The sequence below is a fragment of the Streptomyces sp. NPDC090119 genome, from assembly GCF_044747085.1.
Lineage (GTDB): Bacteria > Actinomycetota > Actinomycetes > Streptomycetales > Streptomycetaceae > Streptomyces.
Genome location: NZ_JBIVDK010000005.1, coordinates 572,654 through 595,286 on the forward strand (window position 1 = coordinate 572,654; position 22,633 = coordinate 595,286).

The 22,633-nt window shown below is 71.8% G+C and carries 24 protein-coding genes and 1 tRNA gene; 10 read left to right on the forward strand and 15 right to left on the reverse strand.

Annotated features, from left to right (window positions below):
• Positions 1-45: 45 nt before the first annotated feature.
• The 7 genes from ACIPPM_RS24120 to ACIPPM_RS24150 all read left to right on the forward strand — a co-directional run bounded on the left by ACIPPM_RS24120 (position 46) and on the right by ACIPPM_RS24150 (position 9,214).
• Positions 46-921, forward strand: coding sequence for a DUF2797 domain-containing protein (locus ACIPPM_RS24120; RefSeq protein ID WP_401451285.1), 876 nt, complete (start codon positions 46-48; stop codon positions 919-921).
• Between the two features lie 73 nt (positions 922-994).
• The gene (locus ACIPPM_RS24125) at positions 995-1,735 is read left to right on the forward strand and encodes a response regulator transcription factor (RefSeq protein WP_401451288.1); all 741 of its coding nucleotides are present in this window, start codon (positions 995-997) and stop codon (positions 1,733-1,735) included.
• Positions 1,732-3,327 carry an ATP-binding protein gene (locus ACIPPM_RS24130; RefSeq protein ID WP_401451290.1) on the forward strand — a complete coding sequence of 532 codons (1,596 nt, stop codon included), beginning with the start codon at positions 1,732-1,734 and terminating at the stop codon, positions 3,325-3,327. The genes ACIPPM_RS24125 and ACIPPM_RS24130 overlap by 4 nt, the downstream gene beginning before the upstream one ends.
• 14 nt (positions 3,328-3,341) lie before the next feature.
• Positions 3,342-4,661 (forward strand): glycosyltransferase, encoded by a 1,320-nt coding sequence (locus tag ACIPPM_RS24135; RefSeq protein WP_401451292.1) that lies wholly within the window; start codon positions 3,342-3,344, stop codon positions 4,659-4,661.
• Complete coding sequence (locus tag ACIPPM_RS24140; protein ID WP_401451294.1) at positions 4,658-6,871, forward strand: ArnT family glycosyltransferase; 2,214 nt, start codon at positions 4,658-4,660, stop codon at positions 6,869-6,871. Before ACIPPM_RS24135 ends, ACIPPM_RS24140 begins: the two co-directional genes overlap by 4 nt.
• Positions 6,872-6,934: 63 nt before the next feature.
• Positions 6,935-8,374, forward strand: a complete 1,440-nt coding sequence (locus ACIPPM_RS24145) for an MFS transporter (protein ID WP_401451297.1) — start codon at positions 6,935-6,937, stop codon at positions 8,372-8,374.
• A 69-nt stretch (positions 8,375-8,443) separates the two neighbouring features.
• Positions 8,444-9,214, forward strand: a complete 771-nt coding sequence (locus ACIPPM_RS24150) for a TetR/AcrR family transcriptional regulator (protein WP_401451299.1) — start codon at positions 8,444-8,446, stop codon at positions 9,212-9,214.
• Between the two features lie 35 nt (positions 9,215-9,249).
• On the opposite strand, the gene ACIPPM_RS24155 is transcribed toward ACIPPM_RS24150, so the two are convergent.
• The 4 genes from ACIPPM_RS24155 to ACIPPM_RS24170 all read right to left on the reverse strand — a co-directional run bounded on the left by ACIPPM_RS24155 (position 9,250) and on the right by ACIPPM_RS24170 (position 13,688).
• The gene (locus tag ACIPPM_RS24155) at positions 9,250-9,720 is read right to left on the reverse strand and encodes a PPOX class F420-dependent oxidoreductase (protein ID WP_401451302.1); all 471 of its coding nucleotides are present in this window, start codon (positions 9,718-9,720) and stop codon (positions 9,250-9,252) included.
• Positions 9,721-9,745: 25 nt separating this feature from the next.
• A complete protein-coding gene (locus ACIPPM_RS24160; protein WP_401451305.1) occupies positions 9,746-10,567 on the reverse strand; it encodes a YceI family protein in 822 nt (273 codons plus the stop codon).
• Positions 10,568-10,660: 93 nt separating this feature from the next.
• Positions 10,661-13,183, reverse strand: a complete 2,523-nt coding sequence (locus ACIPPM_RS24165) for an MFS transporter (RefSeq protein ID WP_401451308.1) — start codon at positions 13,181-13,183, stop codon at positions 10,661-10,663.
• Between the two features lie 13 nt (positions 13,184-13,196).
• The gene (locus tag ACIPPM_RS24170; RefSeq protein WP_393594438.1) at positions 13,197-13,688 is read right to left on the reverse strand and encodes a MarR family winged helix-turn-helix transcriptional regulator; all 492 of its coding nucleotides are present in this window, start codon (positions 13,686-13,688) and stop codon (positions 13,197-13,199) included.
• Positions 13,689-13,893: 205 nt separating this feature from the next.
• On the opposite strand from ACIPPM_RS24170, the gene ACIPPM_RS24175 reads away from it, so the two are divergent.
• Positions 13,894-14,088: a hypothetical protein gene (locus ACIPPM_RS24175; protein WP_161189568.1), complete on the forward strand. Its 195-nt coding sequence runs from the start codon at positions 13,894-13,896 to the stop codon at positions 14,086-14,088.
• Between the two features lie 94 nt (positions 14,089-14,182).
• Here ACIPPM_RS24175 and ACIPPM_RS24180 read toward each other — a convergent pair whose 3' ends face one another.
• The 8 genes from ACIPPM_RS24180 to ACIPPM_RS24215 form a co-directional block, all read right to left on the reverse strand.
• A complete protein-coding gene (locus tag ACIPPM_RS24180) occupies positions 14,183-15,142 on the reverse strand; it encodes an RNA polymerase sigma factor SigF (protein WP_401451312.1) in 960 nt (319 codons plus the stop codon).
• A gap of 314 nt (positions 15,143-15,456) precedes the next feature.
• Positions 15,457-16,308: an RNA polymerase sigma factor SigF gene (locus ACIPPM_RS24185; RefSeq protein WP_202494712.1), complete on the reverse strand. Its 852-nt coding sequence runs from the start codon at positions 16,306-16,308 to the stop codon at positions 15,457-15,459.
• Positions 16,309-16,492: 184 nt separating this feature from the next.
• Entirely contained in the window at positions 16,493-16,786 is a 294-nt protein-coding gene (locus ACIPPM_RS24190; protein ID WP_401451314.1) for a Dabb family protein, read from the reverse strand.
• Positions 16,787-16,815: 29 nt separating this feature from the next.
• A complete protein-coding gene (locus ACIPPM_RS24195; RefSeq protein ID WP_030806336.1) occupies positions 16,816-16,995 on the reverse strand; it encodes a hypothetical protein in 180 nt (59 codons plus the stop codon).
• Positions 16,996-17,174: 179 nt separating this feature from the next.
• Positions 17,175-17,259: transfer RNA gene (locus ACIPPM_RS24200), tRNA-Ser, on the reverse strand.
• Positions 17,260-17,327: 68 nt separating this feature from the next.
• Positions 17,328-17,792 carry a tRNA adenosine(34) deaminase TadA gene (gene tadA / locus ACIPPM_RS24205; RefSeq protein WP_389003412.1) on the reverse strand — a complete coding sequence of 155 codons (465 nt, stop codon included), beginning with the start codon at positions 17,790-17,792 and terminating at the stop codon, positions 17,328-17,330.
• Between the two features lie 53 nt (positions 17,793-17,845).
• On the reverse strand, positions 17,846-18,382 hold the full coding sequence (locus ACIPPM_RS24210) for a hypothetical protein (protein ID WP_401451514.1): 537 nt from the start codon (positions 18,380-18,382) through the stop codon (positions 17,846-17,848).
• Positions 18,383-18,698: 316 nt separating this feature from the next.
• Entirely contained in the window at positions 18,699-18,923 is a 225-nt protein-coding gene (locus tag ACIPPM_RS24215; RefSeq protein WP_401451317.1) for a hypothetical protein, read from the reverse strand.
• Positions 18,924-19,020: 97 nt separating this feature from the next.
• On the opposite strand from ACIPPM_RS24215, the gene upp reads away from it, so the two are divergent.
• On the forward strand, positions 19,021-19,656 hold the full coding sequence (gene upp, locus ACIPPM_RS24220) for a uracil phosphoribosyltransferase (protein WP_393594443.1): 636 nt from the start codon (positions 19,021-19,023) through the stop codon (positions 19,654-19,656).
• 57 nt (positions 19,657-19,713) lie between these two features.
• Here upp and ACIPPM_RS24225 read toward each other — a convergent pair whose 3' ends face one another.
• Both ACIPPM_RS24225 and ACIPPM_RS24230 read right to left on the reverse strand, forming a co-directional pair.
• Positions 19,714-20,355 (reverse strand): LytR C-terminal domain-containing protein, encoded by a 642-nt coding sequence (locus ACIPPM_RS24225; RefSeq protein ID WP_401451320.1) that lies wholly within the window; start codon positions 20,353-20,355, stop codon positions 19,714-19,716.
• A 123-nt stretch (positions 20,356-20,478) separates the two neighbouring features.
• Positions 20,479-20,775, reverse strand: a complete 297-nt coding sequence (locus ACIPPM_RS24230; RefSeq protein ID WP_003986294.1) for a type II toxin-antitoxin system VapB family antitoxin — start codon at positions 20,773-20,775, stop codon at positions 20,479-20,481.
• Positions 20,776-20,906: 131 nt separating this feature from the next.
• On the opposite strand from ACIPPM_RS24230, the gene ACIPPM_RS24235 reads away from it, so the two are divergent.
• The gene (locus tag ACIPPM_RS24235; protein ID WP_401451322.1) at positions 20,907-22,481 is read left to right on the forward strand and encodes a helicase HerA-like domain-containing protein; all 1,575 of its coding nucleotides are present in this window, start codon (positions 20,907-20,909) and stop codon (positions 22,479-22,481) included.
• A 29-nt stretch (positions 22,482-22,510) separates the two neighbouring features.
• Here ACIPPM_RS24235 and ACIPPM_RS24240 read toward each other — a convergent pair whose 3' ends face one another.
• Positions 22,511-22,633 (reverse strand): hypothetical protein, encoded by a 123-nt coding sequence (locus ACIPPM_RS24240; RefSeq protein WP_401451324.1) that lies wholly within the window; start codon positions 22,631-22,633, stop codon positions 22,511-22,513.

A 22,633-nucleotide genomic window follows, 5' to 3' on the forward strand; every position in this document is an offset into this window, starting at 1 on the left:
TGCCCGGGCGGGCGGTGTCGGCGGCATCTCCTACCCTCACGAATGATGGCAGCACAGATGTGGACGTGTACGGGACTGCGCTGGTCCCCGGAGGGGCCCGAGCTGGTGTGGTCCGGCGGGCGGCGCAGCGCGCTGACGTGGGGGAAGCGGGTCGCTTTCGGGGTACGGGAGGACACCCCCCGGCAGTGCGTGGGCGCGCGGGGCCACGCGTGCCCCACCAGGGCCCCCGTGCCCGGCCGCAGCACCGGCGCCCGCTGTGAGGAGTGCGCCCGCCTGGACCGCGCGCACTCGGTGGCCGCCGACACGATCGCCGACGACCCCCGCCCGTACCGCGTCTACCTCGCCTGGTTCGGCCCCGGCCTGGTCAAGGTCGGCATCACCCGCGTGGAGCGCGGCTCGGCCCGGCTGCTGGAGCAGGGTGCCGTCTGTTTCAGCTGGCTCGGCACCGGCCCGCTGATGGCCGCCCGGCGCACCGAGGAGCTGCTGCGGGCCGCGCTCGGCGTCCCGGACCGGATTCCGTACGCCGTGAAGCGCACCGTACGGGCCGCCCTCCCGGCCGGTCCCGAGGAGCGGGCGGCGGAGGTGCTGGACCTGCACGCGCGGGCCGTCTCCCTCGGGAACTGGCCCGAGTCCGTCGTACGGGAACCCTGCCAAGTCACGGACCACATGGCCGACTTCAACCTCCAGCACGCCGAGCCCGCCACCGGCGCCGTGACCGAACTGGTCGCCGGAGGACACCTGGCCGGGGAACTCGTCGCCGCCGCCGGACCCGACCTGCACCTGGCCACCGGGGGACACCGGGGTGTACTCGTGCTCGACACCCGTCTGCTTCCCGGCTGGGAGCTGATCCCGGCTCAGGGAAAGACAGAAATCACCGTCCCCGCCAAGGACTTCGGCGCCCGCCAGGACGGCCTCTTCTGACTCTCACCCCTTTCTCAGCGAAATCACAGACTGCCGAAAGGGCTCTCTCAGAGCGGGCGGACAAGGTCTCATCATGACCACGACGTCGCCCCAGGGGCGCACCGAACTGCTGAGGCCGGACGGGAGCCCCGTCCGCGTGCTGGTGGTGGACGACGAGCTGTCGATCACCGAACTGCTGAGCATGGCGCTGCGCTACGAGGGCTGGCGGATAAGGAGCGCGGGGGACGGCCAGGGCGCGCTGCGCGCGGCCCGCGAGTTCCGGCCCGACGTGGTGGTGCTGGACATGATGCTGCCGGACATGGACGGGCTGACCGTGCTGAGCCGGCTGCGCCGTGAACTCCCGGACGTACCCGTGCTGTTCCTCACCGCCAAGGACGCGGTGGAGGACCGTATCGCCGGGCTCACCGCGGGCGGGGACGACTACGTCACCAAGCCGTTCAGCCTGGAGGAGGTCGTGGCCCGGCTGCGCGGGCTGATCCGGCGCTCCGGCGCCACCGACCGGCGCCCGGACTCCGTACTGGTCGTGGGCGACCTCAGCCTGGACGAGGACAGCCACGAGGTCTGGCGGGCCGAGGAGTCCATCCACCTCACCGCCACCGAGTTCGAACTGCTCCGCTTCCTGATGCGCAACCCGCGCCGGGTGCTGAGCAAGGCGCAGATACTGGACCGGGTCTGGTCGTACGACTTCGGCGGGCAGGCGAACGTCGTGGAGCTGTACATCTCCTATCTGCGCCGGAAGATCGACGCGGGCCGCGAGCCGATGATCCACACCCGGCGGGGAGCGGGTTACCTGATCAAGCCCGCGGTGTCGTGAGGACGAGGCGTTCCCCCGGGCGCCTCGGAAAGCCGCGCACCCTGCGGGCCCGGCTCGTCGTCGCGTCCGTGGCGCTGATCGCCGTGGTGTGCGCGGTGATCGGCACGGTCACCACACTGGCCCTGCACGCCCACCTCTACGAGCAGCTGGACGGCAAGGTCACCGAGGTCGCCCGGCGCGCCGTCGGCCACCCGCGCCTGCTCCCCGAGCTGCCCGGCCTCGACACCGGCGCGGCGACGGCCATGGACACCGCGACCCCCGCCGAGAAGGTCGCGGCGCTGCTCACCAAGGGCCCCGCCCAGAAACGGACCGTCGCCGCGTACGTGAGCGGCGGCTCGATCGTGTCCGCCGCCAAGTCCGAGGAGCAGAACGACGGGCGCGGGGTCTTCTCCCCGATGCGCGCCTCCCGGCTGACCGACGCCCAGTCCGCCGCCCTCGCCGATGTGCCCCGGGACGACAGCGCGCACACCGTGCACCTGCCCGGCCTCGGCGACTACCTCGTCCGGTACGCGGTGAGCCGGGACAGCGCCGACCGCTACTACGTCGCCCTGCCCACCGCCGAGATGGACGGCGTCGTCGACACCCTGGTGCTGGTCGAGGTCTGTGTCACCGTCGCCGGGCTGATCGCGGCCTCGCTGGCCGGGACCGTCATCGTCGGCGTCGCCACCCGCCCCCTGCGCCGGGTCGCCCGCACCGCCACCCGCGTCTCCGAACTCCCCCTGCACTCCGGCGAGGTGAACCTCCACGAGCGGGTACCGGAGTCCGAGTGCGACCCGCACACCGAGGTCGGCCGGGTCGGCGCCGCGCTCAACCGGATGCTCGACCACGTCAACGGCGCCCTGCACGCCCGCCAGGAGAGCGAGACGCGGGTGAGGCGCTTCGTCGCCGACGCCAGCCACGAGCTGCGCACCCCGCTCGCCTCGATACGCGGCTACGCCGAGCTGACCCGGCGCGGCCGGGAACAGGTCGGCCCGGACACCCGGCACGCGCTGGGCCGGATCGAGTCCGAGGCCGGCCGGATGACCCTGCTGGTGGAGGACCTGCTGCTGCTGGCCCGGCTGGACGCGGGCCGCCCGCTCCAGTTCGACCGCACCGACCTGGTCCCACTGGTCGTGGACTCCGTCAGCGACGCCCGTGCGGCCGGACTCGACCACGTCTGGCGGCTGGACCTGCCCGACGAACCGGCGCCGGTGACCGCCGACGCGGCCCGGCTCCAGCAGATCCTGGTCAACCTGCTGGGCAACGCCCGCAGCCACACCCCGCCGGGCACCACGGTGACCGCGCGGGTGCGCAGGCAGGGCGACCGGATGTGTGTCCAGGTCGAGGACGACGGTCCGGGCATCCCGGCCGCGCTGCTGCCGGACGTCTTCGAACGGTTCGCGCGCGGCGACTCCGCCCGTACCCGTGCCACCGGCTCCACCGGACTCGGTCTCGCCATCGTGCGGGCCGTCGTCACCGCGCACGGCGGCACCGTGGACGTCGAGAGTGCGCCGGGCCGGACGCTGTTCACCGTACGGCTGCCCGCGGCGGCACCGGAGATGTACTCACAGCCGGGCCACAGCGTCACCACACGGGCGCGACAGGGGAGTTGAGAAGAGTCGGTCCCATGCGAACCGACTCTTCTCCCGGCACCCTCCCGGCACGGGAGCACCTCCCGGCCACGGCCGCCGGCACCCCGGTGCTGGACGTGGTGGTCCCCGTCTACAACGAGGAGAAGGACCTGCGCCGGTGCGTGCTCAGACTGCGCGAGCACCTGGCCCGCACCTTCCCCTACGCCTTCCGGGTCACCATCGCGGACAACGCCTCCACCGACGGCACCCCGCTCATCGCCGCCGAACTCGCCGCCCGCTACCCGGAGGTGGCCAGTGTCCGGCTGGAGCGCAAGGGCCGGGGGCGCGCCCTGCGGACGGTGTGGTCCGCCTCCGACGCGCCGGTCCTCGCGTACATGGACGTCGACCTGTCCACCGACCTGAACGCCCTGCTCCCGCTGGTCGCCCCGCTGATCTCGGGCCACTCCGACCTGGCGATCGGCTCCCGGCTCAGCCGGACCTCGCGGGTGGTGCGCGGGCCGAAGCGGGAGTTCATCAGCCGGGCCTACAACCTGATCCTGCGCGGCTCGCTCCAGGCCAGGTTCTCCGACGCCCAGTGCGGCTTCAAGGCGATCCGGCGCGAGGTGGCCCAGGTGCTGCTGCCGCTGGTGGAGGACACCGGCTGGTTCTTCGACACCGAGATGCTGGTGCTGGCCGAGCGGGCCGGGCTGCGCATCCACGAGGTGCCGGTCGACTGGGTCGACGACCCGGACTCCACCGTGCACCTCGTGCGCACCGCGACCGACGACCTGAAGGGCGTGTGGCGGGTGGGGCGGGCGCTGACCACCGGTTCGCTGCCGCTGGACCGGCTGGCCCGGCCGTTCGGCGACGACCCCCGCGACCGCGACATCACCGACGTACCGAAGGGCCTGGCCCGCCAGCTCGTCGGGTTCTGCGTGGTCGGCGGTCTCTCCACCCTCTTCTACCTGCTGCTCTACAGCGCTTTCCGGCAGTTCGGCGGCTCGCAGTTCGCCAACGCGCTCGCCCTGCTGCTCTCCGCGCTCGCCAACACGGCCGCCAACCGGCGCCTGACCTTCGGGGTGCGCGGCCGGGGCGGCGCGGTGCGGCACCAGGCGCAGGGCCTGGTCGTCTTCGCCATCGGCCTCGCCCTGACCAGCGGTTCCCTGGCCGCCCTCAACGCGGCCACCAGCAGCCCCGCGCACACCACCGAGATCGCGGTCCTCGTCGTCGCCAACCTCGCGGCGACCGTCCTGCGCTTCCTGCTCTTCCGTGCCTGGGTCTTCCCGGACCGCGACCGCCGCGACCCCGCGCCGGTGCCCAGCCCGACCCCAGCCCACACCGAACCCGCCACCATCGCTACGGGGGACCCCCGATGACCACCCAGTACGCCCAGCCCCCGCAGGTCGCGGCGCGGCCACCCGCGCCGCTCGCCTCCTTCGCCCACCGTGCGTGGCGCGGCCGAGCCGAGGACCCGAGCTGGGCCCGCCCCGCGCTCTGGGCCCTGCTCGCCGCCACCCTCGTGGTGTACCTCTACAACCTGAGCGCCTCCGGCTTCGCCAACTCCTTCTACTCGGCGGCCGTGCAGGCGGGCAGCACCTCCTGGAAGGCGTTCTTCTTCGGCTCGCTGGACGGCGGCAACGCCATCACCGTCGACAAGCCTTCGGCGTTCCTGTGGCCCATGGAGCTGTCGGTCCGGATCTTCGGCCTGAACTCCTGGGCGGTCCTGGTCCCCGAGGTCCTCATGGGCGTCGGCTCGGTGGCGGTCGTGTACGCGGCCGTACGGCGCCGGTTCAGCGCGGTGGCCGGACTGGTCGCGGGCGCGGTGCTGGCGCTGACCCCGGTCGCGGCGATGATGTTCCGGTTCAACAACCCGGACGCGATGCTGGCCCTGCTGATGTCGCTGGCCTGCTACTTCACCGTCCGCGCGGTCGAGGACGGCCGGACCCGCTGGCTCGTCTGGGCGGGCGTCGCCATCGGCTTCGCCTTCCTCGCCAAGACCCTCCAGGCGTTCCTGATCCTGCCTCCGCTGGCGATCGTCTACGCGGTCTGCGCGCCGGTGCGGTTCGGTAAGCGGCTGGTGCAGCTCGCTCTGGCCACGCTCGCGCTGGTGGTGTCCGGTGGCTGGTGGGTCGCGGTGGTCGAGCTGTGGCCTGCGTCTTCCCGGCCGTACGTCGGCGGCTCGCAGAACAACAGCTTCCTGGAGCTGACCTTCGGCTACAACGGGCTCGGCCGGATCAACGGTGACGAGACCGGCAGCGTAGGCGGCGGAGGCGGCGGCGGTATGGGCGGCGGCGGTGGCCGCTGGGGTTCGACCGGCTGGGACCGGATGTTCGGCGCCGAGGTCGGCGGCCAGGTCTCCTGGCTGCTCCCGGCCGCGCTGATCCTGCTGATCGCGGGCCTGTGGGCCACCCGCAAGCTGGGCCGCACCTCGGTGACCCGCGCGTCGTTCCTGGTCTGGGGCGGCTCACTGCTGATCAGCATGGTGGTCTTCAGCTACATGGCGGGCATCTTCCACCAGTACTACACGATCGCCCTCGCGCCGTACCTCGCCGCCGTGGTCGGCATGGGCGCCGGGCTGCTGTGGGAGCGCCGCGCGGAGACCTGGGCCGGATGGGCGCTCGCCGCCGCCTCGGTGGCCTCGGCCGCCTGGGGGTACGTCCTGCTCAACCGCACCTCCGACTATCTGCCCTGGCTGAAGTGGCTGGTGCTGGTCGGCGGTCTGCTGGCCGCGCTCGGCCTGCTGTTCCTCGGCCGCGCGCCCCGGAACCTGGCGCTCGGCGCGGCCGCGCTGGCCCTGGCCGCGGCGCTCGCCGGACCGACGGCGTACACCCTGAGCACGGTGAACTCCGCGCACACCGGGTCGATCCCGACGGCCGGACCGGCGGGGGCCAGCATGATGGGCTTCGGCGGCGGGCGGCCGGGCGGCCGGGGCATGCGCGGGGGCTTCCCGGGCGGGCAGAACCAGGGCCAGGGGCAGCAGAACCGGCAGGGCCAGACCCCGCCCAACGGCGGCACCGGGCAGAACGGCCAGACCGGCCAGGGCTTCCCCGGCGGCGGCCTCCCGGGCCAGAACGGCGGGCAGGGCCAGCAGGGTCAGCAGGGCCAGGGTCAGAACGGCCAGAACTTCCCCGGCAACACCCGCACCAACGAATCCGGCCGCATGGGCGCCCCCGGCGGCGCGGGCGGCCTGCTCAACGGCGCCAGCGTCTCCGCGAAGGCCAAGAAGCTGCTCCTCGCCGACGCCGACTCCTACACCTGGGTCGCCGCCTCCACCGGCTCACAGAACGCGGCCAGCTACCAACTCGCCACCAACAAGGCGGTGATGGCGATCGGCGGCTTCAACGGCACCGACCCGTCCCCGACCCTCGCCCAGTTCAAGCGGTACGTCACCGACGGCAAGATCCACTACTACATCTCCGGCGGCGGCATGGGCGGCGGCATGGGCCGCACCGGCGAAGGCCGCGGCTTCGGCGGCGGCGCCAGCGGCACCGCCTCCGCCATCAGCACCTGGGTCGAGGCCAACTTCAAGAAGGTGACGGTCGGTTCGGCCACCTTCTACGACCTCACCCAGCGGAAGGCGGGCTGACCGAAACACCCTCGGCCGATAATGCTGTACACCGTATAGGGAATTCGCTATACGGTGTACAGCATGTCCGCTCCCGACGTCTCGGCACCACCGCTCACGAAGGCCCCCGAGGGCCACCCCCGCCGTTGGCTGATCCTCGGCGTGATCTGCCTCGCCCAGCTCACCGTGCTGCTCGACAACACCGTGCTGAACGTGGCGATCCCCTCGCTCACCCACCGGCTGCACGCGGCCACCTCCGACATCCAGTGGATGATCAACGCGTACTCCCTGGTCCAGTCCGGCCTGCTGCTCACCGCGGGCAGCGCCGCCGACCGGTACGGCCGCAAGAAGATGCTGATCGCGGGCCTCGCGGTCTTCGGCCTCGGCTCGCTGGCCGCCGGACTCTCCACCACCACGGGCCAGTTGATCGCCGCCCGCGCGGGCATGGGCATCGGCGGCGCCCTGCTGCTGACCACCACCCTCGCCGTGGCCATGCAGATCTTCGCGCCCGCGGAGCAGCCGAAGGCGATCGGCATCTGGGCCGCGGTCAACTCGCTGGGCTTCGCGGCCGGTCCGCTGATCGGCGGCTTCGTGCTCGACCACTTCTGGTGGGGCGCGATCTTCCTGATCAACCTGCCCGTGGCCGCCCTCGGCCTGGTCGCCGTGGTGGCGCTGGTCCCGGAGTCCAAGGCCACCCGCGCCGTCGGCGCCTCGGGCCTGCCCGCCCGCCCGGACCTGCTGGGCGCGCTGCTCTCCACGATCGGCATGACCGCCCTGGTCTTCGCGGTCATCTCCGGCCCGCACCACGGCTGGACCTCGGCCCGCGTGCTCGGCTCGGCGGCCGTCGCGGTGGCCGTACTGGCCCTCTTCGCCTACTGGGAGAGCCGGGTCGAGGAGCCGATGCTCGACCTCGCGTTCTTCCGGGACCGCAGGTTCACCGGCGCGGTCGCGGGCGCGGTGCTCATCACCTTCGGCATGGGCGGCGCGCTGTTCCTGCTCACCCAGCACCTCCAACTCGTCCTCGGCTACGGCCCCCTGGAGGCGGGCGCGCGCACCGCACCGCTGGCGCTCACCGTCGTCCTGCTCAACTTCACCGGGCTCTCCGCGAAGTGGGCGGCCAAGCTGGGCACCCCGGTGGCGATCGCGCTGGGCATGGCACTGATGGCGGGCGGCCTGGTCTCCATCGCCGAGCTGGCCTCCTCCGGCTATCCCGGCACGCTGCTCGGCCTGGTGCTGATCGGCGCCGGGGCCGCGCTGGCCAACCCGGCCATGGCGCACGCCATCATGAGCGCCATCCCGCCGGAGAAGGCCGGGGTCGGCGCCGGGATCAACGGCACGCTCGCCGAGTTCGGCAACGGCCTCGGGGTGGCCGTATTGGGCGCGGTGCTCAGCTCGTTCCTGGCCCACGGCCGCACCCTGTCGGCCGGGCTCAGCGCCGGGCAGCTGGTCGGCGCCGTCTCCGTGCTGGCCGGTGGCCTGGTCGCGGCGGCCCTGCTGAAGCGGGCCCAGCGCGATGCCGTCTGAGCCGAGGTGGTTGAGCCGCCCGGACCTGGCAAGGTGTGCGATGAGCGACGGCCCACGGAGGGAAGCCCGGTGGTGAAGCAAGACGGCCCCCCTGAGGACCGCCCCAAGGCCCGCGGCAGCGTCTGGCTGACCGGCAAAGAACGGCGCCCCCGGAACGCCCAGCCCTCCGGCCTGGACCGGGACCGGATCACCGCCACCTCCGTCGCCCTGCTGGACGCCGAGGGCCTGGACCGCTTCTCCATGCGCCGCCTGGCGGGCGAGCTGAACGTGACCGCGATGTCCCTGTACTGGTACGTCGACACCAAGGACGACCTGCTCGAACTCGCCCTGGACACCGCCTTCGGCGAGCTTCCGCTGCCCGACGCGGAGGACACGGCGGCGGACTGGCGCGCGCAGCTGCGCACCCTGGCGACCGACTACCGGGCGATGATGGTCCGCCACCCCTGGCTGTCCCCGATCGCGGGCCGCTTCCTCAACATCGGCCCCCACTCCCTGGCGTTCTCCCGGGTGGTGCAGCAGGTGGTGGGCCGCGCCGGGCTGCCCGCGCACGGGGTGACCGGCGCGATCTCGGCGGTCTTCCAGTTCGTGTACGGCTACGGCACGATCGAGGGCCACTTCCACGCCCGGATCGCGGACACCGGGCTGAGCGCCGACGAATACTTCCGGCACTCCCTCACCGTCGCCTCCGAGGTGGCCGGGACCGCCGAGGTGATGAAGGAGTCCTACGCGCTGATGGCCGCGCGCGGCGGTGACACGGTCGAGGAGATGCTCGACCGGGACTTCGTCTTCGCGCTGGACCTGCTGATCGCGGGCATCGAAGCGATGGTGGCCCGCGGCTGACCCCGTCGGGGGTCGGCCACGGGCCACCACAGCACTTACGAGTCCGACGCCAGCCGAGCCGGGAACCCGCCCGTCGCCACCGGCCCCCACCGCTCCGGCGTCACCCGGATGATGGACTTGCCCTGCTCGGCCATGGCCGTGCGGTACTCGTCCCAGTCCGGGTGCTCACCGGCGATGTTCCGGTAGTACTCGACCAGCGGCTCGATCGAGTCCGGGGTGTCGAGCACCTCGGCCGTGCCGTCGATCTGGACCCAGGGCCCGTTCCACTCGTCGCTCAGCACGATCATGCTGACCCGCTCGTCCCGCTTGGCGTTCCGGGTCTTGGCCCGCTCCGGATAGGTGGAGGCCACGATCCGGCCGGAGTCGTCCACCCCGCAGGTCAGCGGGGAACCCTGCGGGGAGCCGTCGGAACGCCGGGTCAGCAGGATGGCGCGATGGCGGGGTCGTACGAAGTCCAGCAGTTCCGGCAGGGTCACTTTGGTGTTCGTAGCGATGTTGGGTGCCATGCGCCGAGCGTAGGACGTACCGGTGTCAGAGCGACGGCAGCGCGTCGCCCTGGACCGCCTGGATGTCCAGCTCGATCCGCAGGGTGGTGCCGATGGCGGCGATGCCCGCCTGGAGGACCTGGTTGTAGTTCATGGCGAAGTCGTCCCGGTGCAGCTCGGCCGTCGCGCGGAACGCGGCCCGGGTGCCGCCCCAGGGGTCGGCGCCGGTGCCGAGGTAGGCGAGGTCCAGGTCGACCGGGCGGACGATCCCGCGCATCGACAGCTCCCCGTGCACGGTCCAGCGGTCCGGCCCGGCCTGGGTCAGCCCGGCCGAGCGGTAGGTCAGCTCCGGGTACGTCTCGACGTCCAGGAAGTCCGCCGAGCGCAGGTGGGTGTCCCGCATCCCGTTGCCGGTGTCGATGGACGAGGCCCGGATGACCGCCTCCACGCGGGACTTGGTGATGTCGTCGGGCGCGATCTCGACCCGCCCGCCGAACTCGGTGAACCGGCCCCGCACGCTGGAGATGCCCAGGTGCTGCGCGACCGCGCCGACCGAGGAGTGCACGGGGTCGATGGTCCACGGGCCGGGCGGCGGCAGCTCGCTGCCGCCCTGGCGGGCCAGGGTGACCGAGCCGACCTCGGCCCGGCCGCTCGCGGTGACCAGCGCGCTGGACGCGACGGGCGCGTACCCGACGGCGGTCACGATCACCGTGTACGCCCCCGGAGCCAGCACGGTGTCGTCGCGTACCGCGCCCTCGGCGTCCGCCTCGGCCCGCAGCACCTGCGTACCGGTCATGTCGGCCACCGTGACCACCGCGTGCGAGACGGCCCAGCCGTCACGGGTGCGGATTCTCGCGGTCAGTGCCATGGCGTTCTTCTCCCTGCGCGGCTCAGCGCGCGTAGATCAGGGGACCGGCCCGTGGCCCGCGCTCGGAGGCGGGCCACGGGCCGGTCGGAGGAACTACTCGCCGGGGTGGGCGAGTGCGATGTCGTGGCCGTCCGTGCCGGTACCGGCGACGGTCAGCGCGGTGGCGACCGGCGGGTAACCCGTGGCGATCACGGTGTACTCGCCGCCGTCCAGGTCGGTGAAGGCGTACGCGCCGTCCGCACCGGTGGTGGCGCTGCCGACCACGTTGCCCGCCTGGTCGACCAGGGTGACGCGGGCGTCGGCCAGCGGACCGTGCGGGGCCCGGACGACACCGCTGAGCAGCGCGCCGGTGTCCAGGTCGACCTCCACCCGGGTGACCCCGGTGGTGGCGACCTCCACGGGCAGCGCACGCGGCCGGTAGCCGCCCGCGTTGACCGCGATCGTCACGGTGCCGGGGACCAGCTCGGTGAACCCGAACTCGCCCTGCTCGCCGGTCTGCGCGGCGGCCAGCAGATCACCGCGCACATCGGTGACGACGACCATCGCGTCCTTCACCGGCAGCGCGCTCCCGGCGGCCCGGACCACACCGGTCAGCCCGCTGGTGCCGCTGAGCAGGATGTCGTACGACAGCGCCTCCTCGCCCACCACGACGGTGGACGCCTGCGGCTGGAAGCCGTCCGCGGAGGCGATCAGCACGTACGAGCCGGTGCCGGGGGCGGCCAGCCCGTAGGAGCCGTCGGCCTGGGCGACCGCGCGGCCGAGCTGGCGGCCGGCCAGCGAGATCAGCGTGACCGCCGCACCCGGGACCGGGGCGCTCTCGGCGCCGCGCACGAAGCCGTGCACCGGGGTGCCACCGGCCGGACCGGACTCGCCGGCCATGGCGACCGCCGTGACCTGCGGGGCGGTCGCGGTGGCCGTGCCGTCGGCCGAGGGGGCGCCCTCGGTGGTGGCGAAGGCCATGGCCGGGACCTGCTGGGCCTCGGCGACCGCGGGGGCGGCGGCCGGGTCGGTGACGGGGGCCGCGGCCTCCGAGGACTGCGCGAGCGCGCCCTTCGTCTTCAGCGGGACCTCCTTGATGAACAGGGTGATCAGGAACGCGATGGCGGCGAGCGCGCCCGCGATCATGAAGACGTCGGCGATGCCGTGCCCGTAGGAGCTCTCCAGCAGGTTCCGGATCGGACCCGGCAGGCTGTCCATGTCCGGGATGGTGTCGGTCGAGCCGGACTTCGCCATCGCGGCCTGGTACTTCGGGCTGAGCCCGCCGATGCCGTCCGTGACGTAGTGCGTGATCCGGTGGGACATCACCGCGCCGAGCGCCGAGACGCCCACCGCGCCGCCGAGGGAGCGGAAGAAGGTGACCGTGGAGCTGGCCGAGCCGAGGTCGGACGGCGCCACCTGGTTCTGCGTGGCGAGCACCAGGTTCTGCATCATCATGCCGATGCCGAGACCCAGCAGGGCCATGAAGATGGCCATCTTCCAGTAGTCCGTGTCGTACCGGATGCCGCCCAGCAGGAGGAGTCCGGCGGTGACCAGGACGCCACCGCTGACCAGCCACGCCTTCCAGCGGCCGGTACGGGTGATGAACTGACCCGAGACGGTCGAGGAGATGAACAGACCACCGATCATCGGGATGGTCAGGACACCGGACATCGTCGGCGACTTGTCGCGGGCGAGCTGGAAGTACTGGCTGAAGAACACGGTGCCGCTGAACATGGCCACGCCGACGAACAGCGAGGCGAGCGAGGCCAGCGTGATGGTGCGGTTCTTGAACAGGCGCAGCGGGATGATCGGCTCGCTCGCCTTGGCCTCGACGAGCACGAAGAGCGCGCCGAGGACGATCGAGCCACCGACCATCGCAAAGGTCTGCCAGGACAGCCAGTCGTACTTGTCACCGGCGAAGGTGACCCAGACGAGCAGCAGGGAGACGGCGGCGGCGATGAGGGTCGCACCGCCCCAGTCGACCTTGACCTCGCGCTTGACCACGGGCAGGTGCAGGGTCTTCTGGAGGACGATCAGCGCGATGATCGCGAACGGGACACCGACGTAGAAGCACCAGCGCCAGCCCAGCCACGAGGTGTCGGTGATGACACCGCCGAGCAGCGGGCCGCCGACGGTGGCGACGGCGAAGGTCGCGCCGAGGTAGCCGGAGTAACGGCCGCGCTCACGCGGGGAGATCATCGCCGCCATGACGATCTGCGCCAGGGCGGACAGACCGCCGACGCCGATGCCCTGGACGACACGGCAGGCGATCAGCATGCCGGGGTTCTGCGACAGACCGGCCGCCATCGAGCCGACGACGTAGATGACCAGGGCTATCTGGACGAGCGCCTTCTTGCTGTACAGGTCGGCGAGCTTGCCCCACAGCGGGGTGGCCGCCGTCATCGACAGCAGGGCCGCGGTGACGACCCAGGTGTAGGCGGACTGGCCGCCGCCGAGGTCGCCGATGATGTGCGGGAGGGCGTTGGAGACGATCGTGGACGACAGGATCGCCACGAACATGCCGAGCAGCAGCCCGGAGAGCGCCTCCATGATCTGCCGGTGGGTCATCGGGGCCTCGTCGGCCCCGCCCCCGTGCTTGGCGTGAGCCCGCACACCGGATGGTGTGGTGGTTGCCATGAGCTTCCTTTACTTACGTGATCGCGGGTGTACGGGTTTCTGCGGAAACGGGGGCGGCCGGTCGCGGCACATGGGTGCGGCAGTCGCCGAACGACGCGCGCAGCCGGGTCATCAGCTGGATGAGCTGGGCGACCTCGTCGTCGGTCCAGTCGCTCAGCCGCTCTTCGAGCAGCCGGCTGGTGCGCAGCGACAGCTCCATGAGCTGGTCGTTGCCGGCGGGCGTCAGGCGCAGGATGCGCGAGCGCTTGTCCGCCGGGTCCGGCGACCGCTCGATCCAGCCGCGCGCGGCCACGTGGGCGACATGCCTGCTGGTCACCGACAGGTCGACGGCGAGCAGCTCGGCGAGCTTGCTCATGCGCATCTCCTCGTGGCGGCCGAGCAGGGTCAGCACGGCGGCCGAACCGGCCGGGCAGTCGGGCGGGAGTATCCGCCCGATGTCGCGCTTCACGGCGCCGACGGCACTGAGCTGACGTGCCAGCTCCTCGAACTGCGCCTGCTCGGCCATCACACCTCCCGTATTCGTTGCTTTGGGCAACCATAGAGATGCTTGGTTGCTGTAGGCAAATAAATCAGGGGTCGGCGCCGCAAAAACTTGGCAAAGGCAAGTATTGCGATCGTAAACATGCAGGTGGACGCGGGTGACCTGCCCGCCTCTGTCCCCATGGCCCCGCACTTGGGGTGGGCACCCGGATTCGCTAGTGTCTCGGCCCATGGCTAACACCCAGGGCCCCCAGGGCAATTACGACCCCGCAGGCAGCACCCAGATGTTCCGCGCGTTCGTCGACGAGACTCCCCCGGCTCGCCAGCAGGAGGCCGCTTCCTCCGGTCCCCGCGTCGGCCTGATCATCGGCATCGTCGTGGCCGTGGCCGTCGTCGCGGCCGTCGCCTGGCTCGCGCTGAAGTGACCCCCGGCTCCCTCGTGGAGCCCCCTTCCATGGCCGCGGCCCGCGTCCGCGCCGAAGCGCGTGACACGGGCCGGGCAGATCTTCTCCGGGTCCGTCAGTCCGAGACGAGCCCCTCGCGGAGCTGCGACAGCGTGCGGGTCAGCAGCCGCGAGACGTGCATCTGCGAGATGCCGACCTCCTCGCCGATCTGCGACTGGGTCATGTTGGCGAAGAAGCGCAGCATGATGATCCGGCGCTCGCGCGGCGGCAGCTTGGCCAGCAGCGGCTTGAGCGACTCCCGGTACTCCACGCCCTCCAGCGCCGTGTCCTCGTAGCCGAGGCGGTCGGCCAGCGAGCCCTCGCCGCCGTCGTCCTCGGGGGCCGGGGAGTCGAGCGAGGAGGCGGTGTAGGCGTTGCCCACCGCCAGACCGTCGACCACGTCCTCCTCGGAGACCCCGAGCGCGGCCGCCAGCTCCGGCACGGTCGGGGAGCGGTCGAGCCGCTGGGACAGCTCGTCGCTCGCCTTGGTCAGCGCCAGGCGCAGCTCCTGCAGCCGGCGCGGCACCCGCACCGACCACGAGGTGTCGCGGAAGAACCGCTTGATCTCACCCACGACCGTCGGCATGGCGAACGTCGGGAACTCCACGCCCCGTTCGCAGTCGAAGCGGTCGATCGCCTTGATCAGCCCGATGGTGCCGACCTGGACGATGTCCTCCATCGGCTCGTTGCGGGAGCGGAAGCGGGCCGCCGCGTACCGCACCAGCGGGAGGTTCAGCTCGATCAGGGTGTCCCGGACATAGCCCCGCTCGGGGCTGTCCTCACCGAGCGCGGCGAGCCGCAGGAACAGGGAGCGGGACAGCGTGCGGGTGTCGATGTCCCCCGAGCGCACTGGCAGTTGCGCGGCCTCCTCGGCGGCCGGTGCCACGTCGGGCGCCGGGGCCGGGACGGCGGGGGCGGGCGCGGCGTCGAGGGCCTCAGCGCCCTCGAAGCCGTCGAGGACGTCGAGAGCGTCGAGCTTCTGCGGCGCTGCCACGGTCTTCGTGAGCACCTTCGAGCTGCCCTGTTCTGCGGACATGCCACCCCCTTTGGGTCGCGGGACGGTCGCGGCACGCTGTCCTGATCGAACAGCGCGGCCTTCACCTGAATTACCGGCGCCGAAGCCCCGGCAAACGCGCTTCCCGCAGAATGTCACATGTCGGCAACGCGCTGTAGTGACATGTCGACACGTGAGACGCCAAGAAGCCCTGGCAGAACGGGGTCTGACGGGCTTTCGGCGCACAATTGCCGACACTGTCGACGTGCCGTGATTCGCTCCTGACGGTGATCATTCGATCCCGCATACGAACGGCTGCTACCTGCTGTTTTCCGTTCCGTGCTCCCGTGCGCCGGTCATGCCTCGATCCGGTTCGCCGATCTGAGCCGCTGGAAGCTCCGGGCGAGCAGCCGCGACACATGCATCTGGGAGACACCGAGTTCGGCGCTGATCTGCGACTGGGTCAGGTTGCTGTAGTAGCGGAGCAGCAGGATGCGCTGCTCGCGCTCGGGGAGCTGGACCAGCAGGTGCCGGACCAGGTCGCGGTGTTCCACGCCGTCCAGCGCCGGGTCCTCGTACCCGATGCGGTCCAGCAGTCCGGGCAGCCCGTCGCCCTCCTGCGCGGCCTCCAGGGAGGTGGCGTGGTACGAGCGTCCGGCCTCGATGCAGGACAGCACCTCCTCCTCGCTGATCCGGAGCCGTTCGGCGATCTCGGCGGTGGAGGGTGATCTGCCGAGCGCGGTGGTGAGGTCCTCGGTGGCCCCGTTCACCTGCACCCACAGCTCGTGCAGCCGACGCGGTACGTGCACCGTGCGGACGTTGTCCCGGAAGTACCGCTTGATCTCGCCGACCACGGTCGGCATGGCGAAGGTCGGGAACTGCACGCCCCGGTCGGGGTCGAAGCGGTCGATGGCGTTGATCAGCCCGATGGTGCCGACCTGGACCACGTCCTCCATCGGCTCGTTGCGGGAGCGGAAGCGGGCGGCGGCGTAGCGCACCAGCGGAAGGTTGGCCTCGATGAGCGCCCCCCGCACGCGGTTGTGCTCCGGCGTGCCCGGCGTCAGGTTCTTCAGCTCGCCGAAGAGCACCTGGGTCAGGGCCCGGGTGTCGGCGCCCCGGCGCTTCTCGGGAGGGGGTGTGGCGGAGGGCTCGGGGAGGGTCGCGGGCGCCTCCGCCTGGGGTGGCGCAGTACTGGCCGACACGGTCAACGCCACCTCTTCATCGGTCAATCATCCGTCAAAAGCGGTCATAGCATCACAAGACATGTGCACTGTGTGCAAGCACCGCATAACGCCGTGTTGGCCCTCAAACGACGCCAATGGATGGATCGGAACACGCGAAAAGCCCCCCGCCGTGGAGGCGGAGGGCTCGCGGTCCTCGGTGCGGTCCGGCTCAGAACTCGTAGTCGGCGATCACCCACGTGGCGAACTCCCGCCACAGGGCGACGCCCGCCTGATGGGCGGGGTGCTCCAGATAGCGCTGGAGGGCGCCGGTGTCCTCGACGGAGGAGTTGATGGCGAAGTCGTAGGCGATGGGGCGGTCGGTGACGTTCCAGCCGCACTCCCAGGAGCGCAGCTCGTCGATCTGCCCGCCGAGCGCGCGGAAGGCGGCCACGCCCTCCTGGACACGCGGCTCGTCGCGCTCGACGCCCTCGTGGAGCTTGAACAGGACCAGGTGCCGGATCATGCGACGTACCTCTTGCTCTTGCGGCCGGGTCAGTTCTTCGCGCCGTCCACGACCCAGGTCATGAAGTCCCCGATGGCCCCGGCGGCGTCCGATATGCCCTCGAAGGCTATCTGGACGTAGTCGGCCGCCTTGGCCGGGTCCGTGATGATCACGTACATGGCGAAGACCACGAGCGCGAACACGACGATCTTCTTGGCGTTCACCGCCACCGCGGCCTCCCCTGTCCCTCGGGACCCTCAGGTCCCACGAACCCCACTGACCTGCCTGCGGCGGTGAGTGTAGTCGTCACGGGCCTCCGCGCACCCAACAGAACGGGCACGATCGTCAATTGAGGGTTCCGAACCGGGACGCACGAAGGGCCCCGTCCGAAGACGGGGCCCTTCTCAAGCGGTAGCGGAGGGATTTGAACCCTCGGTGACTTGCGCCACACTCGCTTTCGAGGCGAGCTCCTTCGGCCGCTCGGACACGCTACCGAGGGAGACCTTACAGCAAGGTGCCCCATCACCAGAAATCGATGGTCCGGGCCCCCCGAGCGGCCCGCTCAGCGGCCTCTGAAGAACTCCGTCAGCGGCCGGGCGCACTCCTCGGCGAGCACGCCCGCGACCACCTCCGGCCGGTGGTTGAGCCGCCGGTCGCGCACGACGTCCCAGAGCGAGCCGGCCGCGCCCGCCTTGTCGTCACGGGCGCCGTAGACGACCCGGTCGACGCGGGACTGCACCAGCGCGCCCGCGCACATCGTGCACGGCTCCAGCGTCACCACGAGCGTGCAGCCGGTCAGCCGCCACTCGCCGAGCACCGCGGCGGCCCGGCGCAGCGCCAGCACCTCCGCGTGGGCGGTCGGGTCGCCGGTGGCCTCACGTTCGTTGTGCCCCGCCCCCAGCACGGTGGTGCCGTCCGGGCCGAGCACGACGGCGCCCACCGGGACGTCACCGCCGAGCGCGGCCCGCCCGGCCTCGGCCAGGGCGAGCCGCATCGCGGGACGCCAGGGGTCGCGCACCGGGTCCATGTTCTTCGGGTTCTTCAAGGGCGTCGGGGGCTTCGGGGTCTCGTGCGGAGCGGTCAGCGGACGGTCTCCAGTACCTCCGAGGCGCCCAGCGCCTCGGCGATCGTGCCCAGGGCGTCGTCGGCGTCCAGGGCACGCAGCTCCTTCTCGCCGATCCCGAGATCGCCGAGGATCTCGCGGTCGCCGACCGGGCTGTGCGGGACGGCGTCGGCGTCCGGGGACTCCTCGCCGTCGTCGTCCTCGTCGGACTCGCCGTCCTCGGTGCCGTCGAGGTCCAGGGAGTCCAGGTCGGGCCCGTCGTCGGCGCCGGGCTCACGGCCCAGCAGCTCATCGGTGAGGAGCAGCTCCCCGTAGGCGCTGCGGGCGGCCGCGGCCGCGTCGGAGACATAGATACGGGGGTCCTCCTCCCCGTCCACCCGGACGACCCCGAACCAGGAGTCCTCCTGTTCGATCAGGACGAGCACCGTGTCCTCCTCCGGCGACGCCTCGCGGGCGAGGTCGGCCAGATCGGACAGGGTCTCCACGTCGTCGAGCTCCGTGTCGCTCGCTTTCCACCCGTCTTCGGTGCGCGCGAGCAGTGCGGCGAAGTACACCGTGACTCTCCCACTGGTCATAGGCGTGCCGGTTGGGGGTCCCCCCGGCGGAGGTCCGGGCGGGAGGGAGCTGATGCGCTCCGGGGTCCGCCCACTGGGAATCGTGGCAGAAACAAGTCGCTCGAGGGGCGTCTTCGGCTCCCCGTGTCCGGCTGTTTCGATCGTCCGCCGCCAGACGGCCGACCGTGGGTCCGTGAAGGGCTCGGCAGCGCGTCCCGTTGCCGCCACCTGCGGATCGTACGCGGCTGCGTGGACGCCGATCATGCTCGCCGGGAGTTTCCCGGTGCCTGCTGACAGGACCGTACGACGGCGGGGGCTACCAGCGGAACGTTCGCATGCGCATGGCGTGGCGCAGCCGGGCCGCCTTGGCGCGGCGCGGCTGGACCCGGTCGCGCAGCTGCCGGGCCTCGGCCAGGTCGCGCAGGAACTGGGCCCGCCTGCGCCTGCGTTCGGCGTCGGTCTCGGGCCGCGGGGGCCTGAAGGGTCCGATCTCCCCGGTCGTCGCCGGGCCGTTCTTCGGCAGGTCTGGCAGGTCAGGCACGGTGTCACCACCCCGGGTCGGTCTCCTGCGCATTCCCCCGGACGGGCGGTTTGATGCCGACACGAGGCACGGGGCGGGCACGGTTACTGTTGAAGACATGCGTCTCCACGTCGTCGACCACCCCCTGGTCGCTCACAAGCTCACCACGCTGCGCGATGAGCGCACCGACTCCGCGACCTTCCGTCGTCTCGCCGACGAGCTGGTCACCCTGCTCGCCTACGAGGCCACGCGGGACGTGCGCACCGAGGTCGTCGACATCCAGACGCCGGTCGCCCGGACCACCGGCGTCAAGCTCGCCCGCCCGCGCCCGCTGGTGGTGCCGATCCTGCGCGCCGGCCTCGGCATGCTGGACGGCATGGTCCGGCTGCTGCCGACCGCCGAGGTGGGCTTCCTGGGCATGATCCGCAACGAGGAGACGCTCCAGGCGGAGACCTACGCCTCGCGCATGCCGGACGACCTCTCCGGCCGCCAGGTGTACGTCCTGGACCCGATGCTGGCCACCGGCGGCACCCTGGTCGCGGCCATCCGCGAGCTGATCGCGCGGGGCGCCGACGACGTGACCGCCGTGGTCCTGCTGGCCTCCCCGGAGGGCGTGGAGGTCTTGGAGCGCGAGCTGGCGGGCACCCCGGTCACCGTGGTGACGGCCGCGGTGGACGAGCGCCTGAACGAGCAGGGCTACATCGTCCCGGGCCTGGGCGACGCGGGCGACCGCCTGTACGGCTGCGCCGAGTAACGCCGAGCGACAGTGGTGCGCGGGGCCGCCCCGGCCGGGGCGGCCCCGCGTTCGGCTTCAGCAGCTCTTCTTCTTGGCGGTCGTGACCGCCGGGACCTGCTCGGGGGCGGTCAGCTTGGTCACCGCGCTGTCGGCCGCGGGCCGCAGGGTGAGGGACTTGAACTTGTCCCCGATGACCAGGTCCAGGACGGCGCCCTTGCGGGCGGCGTCGGTGCGGCGCTCGGCGTCGGTCAGCTGGGTGCTCAGCACCGGCAGCGTGGTGTCGAGGGCGGTGGCGGGACCGATGAGCATCCCGGTGCCCTTGACCTTCTTGTCGTACTGCTTGTCGGCGTTGCCCACGTCGCCGATCTTGAAGCCGCGCTTCTTCAGCTCGTCCGCCGTCTGCTTGGCGAGCCCGGAGCGCGTGGTGGCGTTGTAGACGTTCACGGTGATGGTGCCGGGCTTGGGCAGGGCCTTGACCGGTGCCGCCTTGGCGACCTTGGTGCGGCAGTCCGCCGCGTGACCGGACACCGAGCCGTCGCCGCCGGTGAAGACGTCGATGAGCTGCAGCGTGCCCCAGCCCGCGACGCCCAGCGCGGCCACGGAGGCCACGACGGCGGCGACGAGCCTGCCGCGTCGCCGGGGCGGGCGCATCCGAGGGTAGGTGTCCCCTGTGATCCGGTATTTACCGCCCATGCCGGGGGGAGTCAGCATGCTCATGAGCGCAGCGTAGTGCGCCGAAGCCGCGATGCCTATTAGATGATCAGTCCATCCGGCGTAGCGGAACCCGAAAGGGGTAACCGGCGGGCCGTACGGGTCAGTCGAGCGCGCGCGAAGAGCCCGTCAGCCCAGTTCGAGGACGCGGGCGTGCAGCACCTGGCGCTGCTGGAGCGCGGCGCGGACCGCGCGGTGCAGCCCGTCCTCCAGATAGAGGTCGCCCTGCCACTTCACGACGTGGGCGAAGAGGTCGCCGTAGAACGTGGAGTCCTCGGCGAGCAGCGTCTCCAGGTCGAGCTGCTGCTTGGTGGTCACGAGCTGATCGAGGCGGACCGGGCGCGGCGCGACGTCCGCCCACTGCCGGGTGCTCTCCCGGCCGTGGTCGGGGTACGGCCGGCCGTTTCCGATGCGCTTGAAGATCACACGGAAAGCCTACCGGCCCAGACGTTCCGGGCGCAGCCATGGCGGGGGAGTGCGACGCTGAAAAAGACACGGCAAAGCGGGCATTACGGGGACTTCCGGCAGCGGTGGTCACCGGGACGAGGGGCCTTGAGATGAGCGACAGCGCGACCACGCCCGCCCCCGACGGCTCCGGCCCGGCGCAACTGCCCGCCCCGGCCCGCGAGATCGCCGCCGGGTACGCCTTCACCGGCCCCGCCCTGGACCTCGGCGCGCTGCTGTGGGACGGGGTGTGCCACCCGGACGCGGCGGTGCGGGTGCCGCTGCCGATGCTCAACCGGCACGGGCTGGTCGCGGGCGCCACCGGCACCGGCAAGACCAAGACGCTCCAGCTGATCGCGGAACAACTCTCCGCGCAGGGCGTCCCGGTGTTCCTCGCGGACGTCAAGGGCGACCTCTCCGGCATCGCGCGGCCGGGCCGGGGCGGCGACCGGGTGGACACCCGCGCCGCCGAGACCGGGCAGAGCTGGTCGGCGGAGGGCTTCCCGGTGGAGTTCCTGGCGCTCGGCGGGATCGGCCACGGCATCCCGGTGCGGGCCACCGTCACCAGCTTCGGGCCGGTGCTGCTGTCCAAGGTGCTGGGCCTGAACCGCACTCAGGAGCAGTCCCTCGGCCTGATCTTCCACTACGCCGACACCAAGGGCCTGGAGCTGATCGACCTCAAGGACCTCCGCGCGGTCGTCGCCTTCCTCACCTCCGACGAGGGCAAGCCCGAACTGAAGGGCATCGGCGGCCTGTCCACCGCCACGGCCGGGGTGATCCTGCGTTCGCTGACCGCGTTCGAGGCGCAGGGCATGGCGGACTTCTTCGGCGAGCCCGAGTTCGACACCGCCGACCTGCTGCGCCTCGCGCCGGACGGGCGGGGCCTGGTCTCCGTACTGGAGTTGCCCGGGGTGCAGGACAAGCCGCAGCTGTTCTCCACGTTCCTGATGTGGCTGCTGGCCGACCTCTTCCACGACCTGCCCGAGGCCGGGGACCTGGAGAAGCCGAAGCTGGTGTTCTTCTTCGACGAGGCGCATCTGCTCTTCCACGACGCCTCGGCCGCGTTCCTGGACGCCATCGCGCAGACCGTGCGGCTGATCCGGTCCAAGGGAGTCGGTGTCTTCTTCGTGACCCAGACCCCGAAGGACGTGCCCTCCGACGTGCTCGGCCAGCTCGGCAACCGCGTCCAGCACGCCCTGCGCGCCTTCACCCCGGACGACCAGAAGGCGCTGAAGGCGACCGTGAAGACCTTCCCCGACTCCCCGTACGACCTGGAGGAACTCCTCACCGGGCTCGGCACCGGCGAGGCCGTGATCACCGTGCTCAGCGAGAACGGCGCCCCCACCCCGGTCGCCGCCACCCGGCTGCGCGCGCCGGAGTCCCTGATGGGCCCGGTGGACCCGGCCGAGCTGGACCGGGCGGTACGGGAGTCCCCGCTCCACGAACGTTATGCACAGGCTGTGGACCGCGAGTCGGCGTACGAGAAGCTGACGGCCGCCCAGGCTCAGGCCCGGCCTCCCGCCGAGGCGCCCAAGGCGAAGCGGGAGAAGGCCCCCGCCGAGGACCCCTCGCTGGTGGAGCAGGTCGTCGGCAGCGGGATGTTCAGGTCGCTGGCCCGCTCGGTGGGCACCCAGATCGGCCGGGAGATCACCCGCTCCCTGTTCGGTACGGCCCGGCGGGGGAGGTAGCCCGTAGGTGGCCCGCCCCCGCCGGTGCGTCAGCGGCGCTTCTCCTTCGTCGGGCGCTGTCGCTGGGCCGTCTCGTCCCGCTGGCCGGATGCGTTGCGGCGGGCCTCGGCGCGCAGCAGGGCGCGCAGGACCGCGTAAGGGTCGGTGGGCAT